At 72.8% G+C, this 11,352-nt stretch carries 13 protein-coding genes; 7 read left to right on the top strand and 6 right to left on the bottom strand.

Translation table 11 applies throughout. From position 1 onward, the window contains the following. The first annotated feature begins 34 nt into the window (after window positions 1-34). Window positions 35-487, top strand: a complete 453-nt coding sequence (locus tag AWQ70_RS15010) for a VOC family protein (RefSeq protein WP_067175989.1) — start codon at window positions 35-37, stop codon at window positions 485-487. After that, window positions 469-891 (top strand): nuclear transport factor 2 family protein, encoded by a 423-nt coding sequence (locus tag AWQ70_RS15005; protein ID WP_245646970.1) that lies wholly within the window; start codon window positions 469-471, stop codon window positions 889-891. Before AWQ70_RS15010 ends, AWQ70_RS15005 begins: the two co-directional genes overlap by 19 nt. Window positions 892-1,047: 156 nt before the next feature. Here AWQ70_RS15005 and AWQ70_RS15000 read toward each other — a convergent pair whose 3' ends face one another. The 3 genes from AWQ70_RS15000 to AWQ70_RS14995 all read right to left on the bottom strand — a co-directional run bounded on the left by AWQ70_RS15000 (window position 1,048) and on the right by AWQ70_RS14995 (window position 3,073). After that, entirely contained in the window at window positions 1,048-2,124 is a 1,077-nt protein-coding gene (locus AWQ70_RS15000) for a TauD/TfdA family dioxygenase (protein ID WP_067175986.1), read from the bottom strand. Window positions 2,125-2,313: 189 nt separating this feature from the next. Continuing rightward, the gene (locus AWQ70_RS42005) at window positions 2,314-2,442 is read right to left on the bottom strand and encodes a hypothetical protein (RefSeq protein WP_281196940.1); all 129 of its coding nucleotides are present in this window, start codon (window positions 2,440-2,442) and stop codon (window positions 2,314-2,316) included. A gap of 424 nt (window positions 2,443-2,866) precedes the next feature. Further along, window positions 2,867-3,073 carry a hypothetical protein gene (locus AWQ70_RS14995; protein ID WP_067175983.1) on the bottom strand — a complete coding sequence of 69 codons (207 nt, stop codon included), beginning with the start codon at window positions 3,071-3,073 and terminating at the stop codon, window positions 2,867-2,869. 302 nt (window positions 3,074-3,375) lie between these two features. Between AWQ70_RS14995 and AWQ70_RS14990 the strand changes: the two genes are divergently transcribed. Together AWQ70_RS14990 and AWQ70_RS37610 are read left to right on the top strand one after the other, a co-directional pair. Beyond that, window positions 3,376-4,497, top strand: coding sequence for a bifunctional adenosylcobinamide kinase/adenosylcobinamide-phosphate guanylyltransferase (locus AWQ70_RS14990; RefSeq protein WP_084517094.1), 1,122 nt, complete (start codon window positions 3,376-3,378; stop codon window positions 4,495-4,497). 55 nt (window positions 4,498-4,552) lie between these two features. Further along, the gene (locus tag AWQ70_RS37610; protein ID WP_084517092.1) at window positions 4,553-5,533 is read left to right on the top strand and encodes an adenosylcobinamide-GDP ribazoletransferase; all 981 of its coding nucleotides are present in this window, start codon (window positions 4,553-4,555) and stop codon (window positions 5,531-5,533) included. Between the two features lie 96 nt (window positions 5,534-5,629). On the opposite strand, the gene AWQ70_RS14980 is transcribed toward AWQ70_RS37610, so the two are convergent. Genes AWQ70_RS14980 through AWQ70_RS14970 form a run of 3 tightly spaced genes read right to left on the bottom strand, consistent with a single transcriptional unit; the run spans window position 5,630 to window position 7,931 of the window. Further along, window positions 5,630-6,574 (bottom strand): CPBP family intramembrane glutamic endopeptidase, encoded by a 945-nt coding sequence (locus AWQ70_RS14980; RefSeq protein WP_067175980.1) that lies wholly within the window; start codon window positions 6,572-6,574, stop codon window positions 5,630-5,632. Window positions 6,575-6,591: 17 nt separating this feature from the next. After that, the gene (locus AWQ70_RS14975; RefSeq protein ID WP_084517090.1) at window positions 6,592-7,587 is read right to left on the bottom strand and encodes a DUF1648 domain-containing protein; all 996 of its coding nucleotides are present in this window, start codon (window positions 7,585-7,587) and stop codon (window positions 6,592-6,594) included. Continuing rightward, on the bottom strand, window positions 7,584-7,931 hold the full coding sequence (locus AWQ70_RS14970; protein ID WP_067175977.1) for a GntR family transcriptional regulator: 348 nt from the start codon (window positions 7,929-7,931) through the stop codon (window positions 7,584-7,586). The genes AWQ70_RS14975 and AWQ70_RS14970 overlap by 4 nt, the downstream gene beginning before the upstream one ends. Before the next feature lie 89 nt (window positions 7,932-8,020). On the opposite strand from AWQ70_RS14970, the gene AWQ70_RS14965 reads away from it, so the two are divergent. The 3 genes from AWQ70_RS14965 to AWQ70_RS14955 form a co-directional block, all read left to right on the top strand. Beyond that, complete coding sequence (locus AWQ70_RS14965) at window positions 8,021-9,553, top strand: leucyl aminopeptidase (protein ID WP_067175974.1); 1,533 nt, start codon at window positions 8,021-8,023, stop codon at window positions 9,551-9,553. A gap of 90 nt (window positions 9,554-9,643) precedes the next feature. After that, entirely contained in the window at window positions 9,644-11,023 is a 1,380-nt protein-coding gene (gene lpdA / locus AWQ70_RS14960; RefSeq protein WP_067175972.1) for a dihydrolipoyl dehydrogenase, read from the top strand. Between the two features lie 32 nt (window positions 11,024-11,055). Then, the coding region (locus AWQ70_RS14955) for a biotin/lipoyl-containing protein (protein ID WP_305071774.1) at window positions 11,056-11,352 on the top strand (297 nt) is incomplete at its 3' end.

Here is an 11,352-nt window from a genome sequence, read left to right as displayed (position 1 = left end):
CATCCCTTTGTTGATCACACGAAAGAGGAGAAACATGAGCGGTCTGACCCAGGCGCGCTGGACGCACGTCGCGCTGCCCACCGGGGACCTCGACAAGGCCATCGACTTCTACACGTCGCTGACGCCGCTGGTGGTCGTGGAGCGCTTCCGGGACGCCGACGGCGAGAGCGCGTGGTTGTCCAACGACAAGCAGGTCGAGACGCCGATGGTGCTGGTGCTCGTCTCGTTCAACAAGGACAAGGGCGGGCAGCTCGGCCTGCTCACGCCGTTCGCGCACATCGGCATCGAGGTGCCCGAGCGCGGCGACGTGGACGCCGTCGCCGAGCGGGCGCGCGAGCTGGGCTGCCTGCACTGGGAGCCCCGGGACATGCCCGACCCGGTCGGCTATATCTGCGCCCTGAAGGACCCCGACGGCAACGTCATCGAGATCTCGCACAACCAGCAGGTGTTCGACACGGTGCGCAAGCTGTGGGCGAACCCCTCCTGAGCTCCGAGCTCACCCGGGCCGCGGTCACGAGGTACGTCGACGCGCTCAACGCGCACGACGCCGACGCGATCGCGGCCTGCGTGAGCCCGGACTTCGTCAACGAGCACACCTCCGCGCTCGGCCGGAGCGTCACCGGCCGGGACGGCTACCGCGCCAACCTCACCGGTTTCCTGGCCGACTTCGCCGACCTCCGCTACACGATCGAGGACCTGATCGTGGAGGACGGCCGGGCGGCGCTCGCGTACCGGATGTCGTTCCGGCTGGTCTCGGCCGGCGGCAGGCCGGTCGAGGTGCGCGGCGTGTTCCGCTTCCGGGTCGGCGCGCACGGCCTGATCACCCACCGTACGGACTACTGGGACAGCGGCGAGGTCAACCGCCAGCTCGCGGACCCGTCCGGGTCCTGACCGCGCCGCGACCTCCGCACACCACCTCCGGCGGAGCCCCCTGTGCGGGACGGACGCCCACGGAAAGTGAGCGGATCGGCGGCGGACGGCGGCACATACGGGAGATGCCCTGGGGAACCGGTTCCCCAGGGCATCTCCCGTTCCGGCGTCAGGCCGTCAGTTGCCCCAGTCCTGGTTGGGGACCACGGCCTCGGCGATGCGGAAGGCCCCGCCCTCGATCGGCTTCTTCTCCTCGGCGCCGCGCTCCTTGACGACGTTCTTGCCGAAGCCGTCCACGAGCGGGCGGCCCACGTCGCGCTTGAGCCACAGGCGGAGCAGGTGGCGGCGGCGCTCGGGCTCCGGCCAGTCCACGTACCCGGTGCGCGAGTGCAGGGCGGCGTAGTTCAGCAGCCACTGCACGTCGCCCGGCTGGAAGTCCATGTCGAGCGCGAGCCCCGGCTCCTGGGTGATCTCGTCGTAGAGGTGCAGCAGCTCGACCTGGGCCTCGGTCAGCGGGGGCACGCCGTCGTACTTCTGCGCCGAGAAGATCATCGAGCTGCCCGCGTACGTGCTGAAGATGCCGTCCACGTAGCTGCAGATCGGCGACACGTAGGTGTCGGCGGGCGCGTCCGGGTCCTGGCCGCGCCAGTCCCAGTGCCAGGGCTCGAACAGCAGCGGGGCGAGTTCGGGCCGCCGGCGCAGGATCTCGTTGTAGATCGCCGTGCCGCTCACCAGGCTGCTGGCGCCGCCCTCCTTCGACGCGCGCAGGCACATCAGGGCCACGACGTCGGAGCTGTCGGAGTGGAACGGCAGCCGGTCGCGCACCCGCGACGGCAGCGCCCCCGGGTCGTCCAGCGTCTTGTTGGACGTGGCGATGACGTGGTCGAGCACGTCGCCGAGCTGGTTCTGCTCCATCGGCGTGCCGAGGTGCAGGCCCATCACGAAGAAGATCGCCCCGGCCAGCGTGTCGCCGTACTCGTCGGTGCGCAGGCCGCGGACGAGCACGAAGCCGCGCCCGGCGTCCATCTGGCGGGCGCACTCGTCGATCAGGCCGCGGGCGGCGGAGAGCGGGTAGTCGTCGGCGACCACGGTGCGCAGGTCGGGGTCGTCGGCGACGAACCTGCGGCCGACCTCCTCCAGCTCCTCGCGCTCGGCGTCGCCGAGGACGTAGATCCATTCGGTGGAGCCGGCCAGCTCGTCGCCGCGCCACGCTGAGGGGCCGCTGATCGGGGACAGGGAGACTTCTGTGGTCATGGTGATGCACTCCGAGTGCTCGGGGGTCGTCTCAGAAGGCGGTGACAGCTCGGAAGGGCCGTTACAGCCGGGATTACTGCCGGGATCGCGGTCGGCATTACAGCCGGGACGCGAAGGTCCGGGCGGGCGAGGACGGCGGACGACGCCGCGGGACCGCTCGTGCGGCGCCGCTCGCCTCCGATGGCGGGATCAGAAAGGGGTCTGCGGATCTCCCGCGGCGGTGCCCGGGCGCATGCCCTTCCGCGGCGGGCTGACGCGCATCGGTTCCTCCCAGCCGGACAGGATCGCCGCGAAGCCGGGTACGGCTGCGTGGATCATGGCGCTCTCCTGCGGTGGTCGTCTTTCCGCCACGCTAGACCGGCACAGAAGGTTCCGTCAATAGAGACGTTATCTCGCGATCCGTTACAAGGACGGGATCCCCGCGAGATCCCGCCACAGGGCGGGGGCGACGTCGACGCGGCCCGGCGAACCCGGCGTACCGCACCGGGCGCCGCACTGATCATCGCACCGGGACCCGCTCCCGGCCGCCCCACCGAACCCGGCGTGCCACACCGGGCGGGGGGGGGGACGCGGGCCCCGGCGACGGGCGGCCGGTGCCGTCATCGTCCGAAGCGCACCGGACGATCCGCCCGTCCCCCCCCACACCCCGCAGCGCGGCTTCATGACACCGCCGCGCCGTTCACCACACCACCGCACGGTTCGTCACAATGCCGCGCGGCTAATCACAGCGCCGCGCCGTTCATCACTCCGAGCGCAGCGACATCGCGCCGTACTCGACGCGGTCGTCGTCGAGCAGGGACACCTGCTCCACACCGGAGTCCAGCAACTCGCGCCAGTTCTCCCCGAGCCAGGACTCCGCGTCGGCCTGGCTGCTGAAGATCTCCCTCGGCAGTTCCCGGCCGGTCACCTCGCCACCGTTCGCGTCCTCGTAACGCCACCGCCACGTCATCACTCACGCTCCTTTTCCCGGGTGCGGCCGACGCCCGCCCCGGCCGCGATCCGGTGGTTCACGGCCTCCGAGCAGGTCCCGCCGACCATACAACCGCTCAGGACGGCGATCTTTCCAGTACGCCCGGCGACATCCATGAGAGGCGGCCATGAAACGACCTTCCGACGCCCCGGCATCTCACGGGGGGCGGGCGGCACGGGAAGATGGCGTCGCGCGGACCCGGCGTACAGGACCGGGAGGAGCGAGCGACGGCCTCAGGAGGGCCCGGCACCGGGCGGCCCTCGCGGCACAGAGGGGACGAAATGAGGATCTTCCTGGAGGGAACGGCCGGCCCCGAGGGATGGCCCTCCCCCGGTTGCCGCTGCGCCTCCTGCGGACGGACGAGCGCCCGGCCCCGCCGCCCCCTGTCGGTCGTCGTCGACGACGTGATACGCCTCTCCCCCGGTCCGCCCCACACCCCCTCCCGCACAGGTCTCCGGCCGGGGCCGGACGGCCACGTCATGGAGCACACTCCGGACGGTCTCGCGGTGACCGGCCCGGACGGAGGGCGGCTGCTCCACGCGGGCATCCGGCCGCCCGCGGACGCCTCAGGACCGCACACCGGCGACCGCGCCCCCGCCTCGCACAGCCCCACGCCGTACGACGTGGTGCTCCTCGACCCGCTCGACCGGCCCGAGCGGCTCGGCGACCTGCGCCGGAGGGGTCTGGCGACGCCGCGAACCCGCGTCGTCGCCGTCGGCCTCGACCATCGCGTCCCGTCCGAGGCGGAGCTGGCCCGCCGCCTCACGTTCTGGGGGATGGAGGCCGTGCCCGACGGCACCGCGCTGGAAACGCGGGACCTGCCCTCTTCCGGCCGATCCGCGCCACGGCGGACACTGCTGCTCGGCGGCGCCCGCTCCGGCAAGTCGGAGGAGGCCGAGTTGCGCCTCGCGGCGGAACCGCGCGTTACCTATGTCGCCACCGGCCCCTCCGGCGACGACCCGTCCTGGCTCGCCCGGGTGAAGGCGCATCGCGACCGCAGGCCCGCGCACTGGGAGACGGTGGAGACGACCGATCTCGCCGGACTGCTCCGCGTCTCCTCCGGAACCCTGCTCATCGACGGGCTCGGCACCTGGATCGCCGCCGTCTTCGACGAGTGCGGAGCCTGGCCTGGGTACGAGGACGACTCCGCGCATGAACGGGACGACGCGGAGGTACCGCTCGACCGGGTCGCACTGCGATGCGACGAGCTGGTCGAGGCGTGGCGGCGGACCGAGGCCCGGGTGGTGGCCGTGAGCGACGAGGTGGGGTTCGGCGTCATCCCGGCCACCGCGAGCGGCCGTCTCTTCCGTGACGCGCTCGGCCGGCTGAACCAGCGCCTCGCCCGCGAGTCCGAGGACGTCGCCCTCGTCGTGGCCGGACGCGTCCTCCCCCTCCCGATCTGACCGCCGCCCCCACCGGACATTCCCGGCTCGGGGCACACGGCTACGATCACGGGTTGTGCCCGGAACGCCAGAGCGAGAGACCGCCTCGACGACGGAGGCGTGGCGGTTCGCGCTGGGGACGCTGACCGTCTTCCCCGTACGCGCGATCGAGGTGAACCGCCGGATCGCCGGGCGCGGCATGACCCTCGCGCCGGCGGCCGGGCTGCTGCTCGGGGTGGCCGCCGCCGCCGTGTACGCCGTCGCGACCTGGCTGACCGGCTCCGGGCTGCTCGCCTCGGTGCTCGCGGTCGGGACGCTCGCCTGGCTCACCCGGTGCCTGCATCTCGACGGGCTCGCCGACCTGGCCGACGGCCTCGGCAGCGGCAAACCCGCGGGCCAGGCGCTCGACATCATGAAGCGCTCCGACATCGGGCCGTTCGGCGTGGTCACGCTCGTGTTCACGCTGCTCGTCCAGGTGACCGCGCTGGCCCGGTTGGAGGGATACGGACCGCCCGCGCTGATCGCCGCCTGCGTCGCCGGGCGGCTCGCGATCACCTGGGCGTGCCGCGACGGCGTCCCCGCCGCCCGCCCCGGCGGCCTGGGCGCCTTCGTCGCGGGCACCGTACGGCGCGGCCCCGCCCTGGCCGCGACGGCGGCCGTCCTCATCGGCTCGGCCGTCCTCCTGCCCCCGCTCGGCACGGCGCTCCAGCCGCACCTCGCCGCCGCGTCCCGAACCGGCGTCACCGGGGCGAGCGCCGATCCGCCGGAGCCCTCGTCCGGGAGCTCGTACGCGTACTCGTACGACGGCGACGACCTGTATCCCCCGATCACGGATGCCTTCGCCGTACAGGTCGTCGATACGGCGGAAACTTCGCGGCCGTCGACCTTGTGGCCTCCACTGGTGTTCCCGCTGGCGGTGCCGGCCGGGATCGCCGCCGCGGCGCTGCTGCGGCGGCGGGCGGTACGCAGACTCGGCGGGATCACGGGGGACGTCCTCGGCGCGCTGGTCGAGTGCGCCACGACCGCGACGCTCCTGTTCTGCGCCCTCTTCCTTTGACAGCCTCCCCGCAAGGGGTGCCCGCCGCACCGGCTCGACGACCCCCGCGTGCCGAGCTCACCGGCCGGGAACGCCGCCGGCCGTCCGGCGGCCCGCTCAGCCCTCGGCCCGCGTCGGGGCGCCGACGGCGACCCGTCCACGGTACGGCGAGCCGAGCAGGACCACGACGACGGCGAGGACGGCCCAGCCGACGAGGCCGGTGACGCCCGCGAGCGCCAGGTCCGGCGGGGCCGCGGCGTCGCCGAGGAGCAGCATCAGCCCGGCCGAGGCGTTGAACGCGCCGTGCCCCACCACGGCGGGCCACACGCTGCCGGTGCGCAGGCGAAGCCAGCCGAGGATCGCGCCCAGCAGGACGCAGACGCCGACGAACATCGGCGCGGCCCACGGGCCGAGATCCGGGTAGTTGTACCCGAGCAGGGTCAGCGGCGCGTGCCAGACCCCCCAGATCACGCCGGAGACGAGCATGGCGCGCCACACCTGCCGGGCGGGCCGGGGCGCGGCGTCGAGGGCGGAGCCGCCGAGGAGCCGCGGCAGGAGGTACCCGCGCCAGCCCCACTCCTCGCCCAGTGACGGGATCGCGTTCAGCAGCGGCGCGACGACGACCGCCATGACGAGCTGGACGACGACCAGCGTGTGCGGGTCCACCGGGACGCCGCCCGCGGCCACCAGTTGCTGCCGGAAGAGGCTGAGCCCGTCGATGTCGAGGCGGACCACCCCCGTCAGCGCGCTCACGGCGAGCGCGGCGATCACGATCAGCGGCACGCCCAGCCAGGTCGCGGCGACCAGCCCGAGCGTCCTCCCGCGCGCCGGCCCCCATGTCAGACCGGTACGGCGGGCCCACTCACGGAACGGCGTCCCGCGATGGCAGAAGATCCAGACGGCGAGCACGCCGAGCGTCGGGGTGAACATCATGCCCGCGGCGACGGGTCTCAGCAGCGGCGAGGCCTGGCCGGAGCCGCCCAGCCACACGGGGAGCGCCACCAGCCAGGCGCCGCCGAAGGCGACGGCGAGGAAGACGGCGAGATCGTTGAAACGGCGCATCGGGGTTCCTCGGTTCCTCAGTTCTCGACGGCGACGAGGGCGTTGAGCAGGGCGGCGCCGCGCGCGGCGTCGTCGACGCTGATGCCGAGCTCGCCGCCGGAGGCGTAGCGGACGACGAGGCACTCGCCGCCCCGGATCATGATCGTGCTCTGGCCGGGACGCCCACGATAGCCCCAGCCGCCCACGTCGGACGGGTGCCGCCGCTCCGTCCATGCGCGGTCGATCCCGGCGAGCGGCACGGACCTGGACGGCCACCGCAGCGGGCCGTACGACACCGCGAGGCCTTCCGGGCCCACCTTCACCCTGACGGAGGACAGGCAGAGGCCGAGCAGCCCGACGAGGGCGAACACGCCCACCCCGATCCACAGCTCGGCGGCGAGGCCGATGAGGGCGCACGCGGCGAGCGACACGGCGGCGGCGAGGAAGGCGAGGGCGAGGCCCGCGGCCACGGGCGAGGACACGGTGGAGACCCACACGGACCGCTCGCCCGGGTCGAGCACGAGGGCCTCCGCGGCGGGTTCGGCGGAGACCGGCCGCCGGTCGGGCCCCGGCCGCCCCGCCAGCCAGCCGAGCGCGCCGGCCGCGAACGCCGCGGCGATCACGATGATCGTCTCCCAGCCGGGCGACGCCGCGTCCTCCCAGCGCGGCCGGTCGAGGTTGGCGGCGACGGTGAGGGACTGCAGGCCGAGCAGGAAGACGCCGCTCCAGGCGAGCGCGGCGGTGGACCAGCGGCGCGCGTGCCGCCGCACCGCGAGTTCTCCGCGGGCCGCCACGGCCAGGCCGGCACCCGCGACGAGCGCCCACACCAGGGCGACGATGACGAGCGCGGCGAACGGCATCGAGCCGTCGGGCCCTCCGGACGGGCCCCAGTGCGTGGCCAGCGGGTCGGGCAGCCGCTCCTTGAACGCGAGCGGCACGGCGACGAGCGCGGCGGCGACGATGACGGCCCAGGCTCCGGTCGCCAGGAGGAAACGCACGCGGAAGGCGGCGTCCCGGGCTGACGTGTCGTTCATGACAGTTCCTTGATCAGTTCGATGACGTCGTGGGGGCGGTAGCCGTACCGGACGGCCTCGTCGAGCAGGTCGCGCGCCATGGACCTCAGCGCCTCCCGGGGGTCGGGCCGGCGCAGGACCGAGACGCCCCGGCCGCGGCGGAACTCCAGCAGGCCCTCGTCCCTCAGGTCGCGCAGCGACCGCAGGACCGTGTTGGCGTTGACGCCCAGCGCGTCGGCGAGATCGCGGGCGGGCGGCAGCCGGTCTCCGGGCGCCACGTCGCCCTGGACGATCGCCCGGCGGATGGCGTCGGCGACCTGCTCGTGCAGGGGCCGCGGATCGTTGAGATCGAGCTTCAACAACATGATGCTAGTGACATTAGCACCACAAACGGGATGGTGCTAAATCCAACAGCACCATTCGCCGGGGCGATTCGTAGGACGAACCCTCGTTTATGCGTACGCCCGAAGCAGAGCTAGCATCGGCTCACGTGACCACAGTGCGCGTTATCGCATCTGACACGGTCTCCATCGAGACCGGTGCTCTCGTAGTCGGCATCCACGCCTCGCCCGACGGCCTACAGGTCGCCCGAGGCGCCGACGACCTCGACAAAGCCCTGGGAGGTATTCTCGCCACGGCCCTGAACGCGATCGGATTCAGCGGGAAAGCCGAGGAGATCGCCAAGATCCCCAGCCTCGGCGCCGTTCCCGCGCCGCTCGTGCTCGCCGTCGGCCTCGGGGACCGCCCCGAAGACGGCTACGACCCCGAAGCGCTCCGCCGCGCCGCCGGCGCCGCCGCCCGCGCCCTCGCCGGCACGGCCTCGGCCGTCCTGGCCCTGCCCGCCTCGACCGCGGAGCAGACCGAGGCGGTCGCGCTGGGCGCGCTGCTCGGCGCGTACGACTTCACCCGCTACCGCACGGGCGAGCGCAAGGACCCCGTCGGAGAGATCTCCGTTCTCTCCCGGGCCGAGGGCGCGGAGGCCGCCGTCGAGCGCGCCTCCACCCTCGCCGAGGCCGTCGCGCTCGTGCGCGACCTGGTCAACATGCCGCCGTCGGACCTGTGGCCGGCGAAGTTCGCCGACATCGCCGAGGACGTCGCGACCAAGGCGGGCCTGTCCGTCGAGGTGCTCGACGAGACCGCGCTCAAGGAGGGCGGATACGGCGGCATCAGCGGCGTCGGCCAGGGCTCGGTCAACCCGCCCCGGCTGGTACGGCTCGCCCACACCCACCCCGACGCCACGCGCACCGTCGCCTTCGTGGGCAAGGGCATCACCTTCGACTCCGGTGGCCTCTCGCTCAAGCCCGCCAACTCGATGGACTGGATGAAGTCCGACATGGGCGGCGCGGGCGCCGTCCTGGGCGCGCTGCTCGCCGTCGCCAGGCTCGGCCTCCCGGTCAACGCCGTCGGCTACCTGTGCCTCGCCGAGAACATGCCGTCCGGCGCGGCCATGCGCCCCTCCGACGTGCTGCACACCTTCAGCGGCAAGACCGTCGAGGTGCTCAACACCGACGCCGAGGGCCGGCTGGTGCTGGTCGACGGCATCGCGCGCGCCGCGCAGGACGGTCCCGACCTGATCGTGGACGTCGCCACCCTCACCGGCGCGCAGATCGTCGCGCTCGGCTGGCGGACCAGCGGCGTCATGGCCAACGACGACGCGATCCGCGCGGAGGTCGTCGAGACGGCCGTCGCCCAGGGCGAGGCCGCCTGGGGCATGCCCCTCCCCGAGGAGCTGCGCAAGGGCCTCGACTCGCCCGTCGCCGACATCGCCAACCTCAACCCCGACCGGTGGGGCTCGATGCTCGCGGCCGGCATCTTCCTGCGCGAGTTCGTCCCGGACGGCGTCCGCTGGGCGCACATCGACATGGCCGGCCCCGCGTTCAACAAGGCCGAGCCGTACGGCTACACGCCGAAGGGCGGCACCGGCGCGATCACCCGCACGCTCGTCGCCCTCGCCGAGCGCTATGCCGCCGGGCGCAGCGCCGACTGAACCACGAAGCACCCGGACAAGTGAAAAGATGCTGTCGGTCCATCCGGCGGCGTGGCAATCAACTGTGGCAATCCAACGAGGAGCATTCCTGTGGCAGATGGCAGCGGCCCCTATGACATCGTCGTCCTAGGCGGCGGCAGCGGCGGATACGCCTGTGCCCTGCGGGCGGCCGAGCTCGGCTTGAACGTCGTCCTCATCGAGAAGGACAAGGTCGGCGGCACCTGCCTGCACCGCGGCTGTATCCCCACCAAGGCCCTTCTGCACGCGGCCGAGCTGGCGGACCAGACCCGCGAGAGCGAGGCGTTCGGCGTCCGCGCCCGGCTCGACGGCATCGACGTCCCCGGTGTCCATGCGTACAAGGACAAGGTGATCAGCGGGCTCTACAAGGGGCTCGCCGGGCTCATCAAGAGCAAGAAGATCACCGTCGTGGAGGGCGAGGGCCGGCTGGCCGGTCCGGGCCGCGTCGTGGTGGGCGACCAGGTCTTCGAGGGCCGCAACGTCGTCCTGGCCACCGGCTCGGTGCCCAAGTCGCTGCCCGGCCTGGAGATCGACGGCGACAAGGTCGTCTCCAGCGACCACGCCCTGGTCCTCGACCGCGTGCCCAGCTCGGTGGTCATCCTGGGCGGCGGCGTGATCGGCGTCGAGTTCGCCAGCGTGTGGCGGTCGTTCGGCGCCGAGGTCACGATCGTCGAGGCGCTCCCCCACCTGCTGCCCCTCGAGGACGAGTCCAACTCCAAGCTGCTCGAGCGCGCCTTCCGCCGCCGCGGCATCAAGTACGAGCTCGGCGTCCGGTTCGAGAGCGTCAAGACCACCGACACCGGTGTCGTCGTCACCCTGGAGAACGGCAAGACCCTCGACGCCGAGCTGATGCTCGTCGCCGTGGGCCGCGGCCCGGTCTCCGCCGGGCTGGGCTTCGAGGAGGCGGGCGTCACCGTCGACCGCGGCTACGTCAAGGTCGACGAGTACTGCCAGACCGGCGTCCCGGGCGTGTACGCGGTGGGCGACCTGATCCCGACCCTCCAGCTCGCGCACGTCGGCTTCGCCGAGGGCATCCTCGTCGCCGAGCACATCGCCGGGCTGAACCCGGTCCCGATCGACTACGACGGTGTGCCGCGCATCACGTACTCCGAGCCCGAGGTGGCGTCGGTGGGCATCAGCACCGCCGTGGCCCGCGAGCGCGGCCACGACGTGGTCGAGCTGAGCTACAACCTCGCCGGAAACGGCAAGAGCAAGATCCTGCAGACCCAGGGCGAGGTCAAGGTCGTCGCCGAGCGCGACGGCCGGGTCCTGGGCGTGCACATGGTGGGCAGCCGCGTCGGCGAGCTCGTCGCCGAGGCCCAGCTGATCTACAACTGGGAGGCCACGCCCGGCGACGTCGCCCAGCTCATCCACCCGCACCCGACCCAGTCCGAGGCCCTCGGCGAGGCGATGCTGGCCCTGGCCGGCAAGCCGCTTCACGTACACAACTAAGGCCCTCACAGGAAACGCGAGAGAAGAGAACCATGCCGGTCTCCGTAACCATGCCCCAGCTCGGAGAGAGCGTTACCGAGGGCACCGTGACCCGTTGGCTGAAGAAGGAGGGCGAGCGCGTCGAAGCCGACGAGCCGCTGCTCGAGGTGTCGACCGACAAGGTCGACACCGAGATCCCCTCTCCGTCCGCGGGTTACCTGACCAAGATCCTCGTCGCTGAGGACGAGACGGTCGAGGTCGGCGCCGAGCTCGCCGTCATCGACGAGAGCGCCGCCGCGGCCCCGGCCGTTCCCGCCGCCGAGGCGCCCGCCCCGGCCCCCGCGCCCGAG

Source organism: Microtetraspora niveoalba, from assembly GCF_001570405.1.
GTDB lineage: Bacteria > Actinomycetota > Actinomycetes > Streptosporangiales > Streptosporangiaceae > Microtetraspora > Microtetraspora niveoalba.
The sequence above is the reverse complement of the archived record's forward strand: the minus strand, read 5'-3'. Positions and strand labels throughout refer to the sequence as shown.

What these genes read in the sequence shown, in the direction of transcription:
- AWQ70_RS14970 (WP_067175977.1), bottom strand. Translation starts at nt 7,931, where the DNA reads ATGTTGTTGAAGCTCGATCTCAACGATCCGCGGCCCCTGCACGAGCAG.
- AWQ70_RS15010 (WP_067175989.1), top strand. Translation starts at nt 35, where the DNA reads ATGAGCGGTCTGACCCAGGCGCGCTGGACGCACGTCGCGCTGCCCACC.
- AWQ70_RS14995 (WP_067175983.1), bottom strand. Translation starts at nt 3,073, where the DNA reads ATGACGTGGCGGTGGCGTTACGAGGACGCGAACGGTGGCGAGGTGACC.
- AWQ70_RS14990 (WP_084517094.1), top strand. Translation starts at nt 3,376, where the DNA reads ATGAGGATCTTCCTGGAGGGAACGGCCGGCCCCGAGGGATGGCCCTCC.
- AWQ70_RS14975 (WP_084517090.1), bottom strand. Translation starts at nt 7,587, where the DNA reads ATGAACGACACGTCAGCCCGGGACGCCGCCTTCCGCGTGCGTTTCCTC.
- AWQ70_RS14980 (WP_067175980.1), bottom strand. Translation starts at nt 6,574, where the DNA reads ATGCGCCGTTTCAACGATCTCGCCGTCTTCCTCGCCGTCGCCTTCGGC.
- AWQ70_RS15000 (WP_067175986.1), bottom strand. Translation starts at nt 2,124, where the DNA reads ATGACCACAGAAGTCTCCCTGTCCCCGATCAGCGGCCCCTCAGCGTGG.
- AWQ70_RS42005 (WP_281196940.1), bottom strand. Translation starts at nt 2,442, where the DNA reads ATGATCCACGCAGCCGTACCCGGCTTCGCGGCGATCCTGTCCGGCTGG.
- AWQ70_RS14965 (WP_067175974.1), top strand. Translation starts at nt 8,021, where the DNA reads ATGCGTACGCCCGAAGCAGAGCTAGCATCGGCTCACGTGACCACAGTG.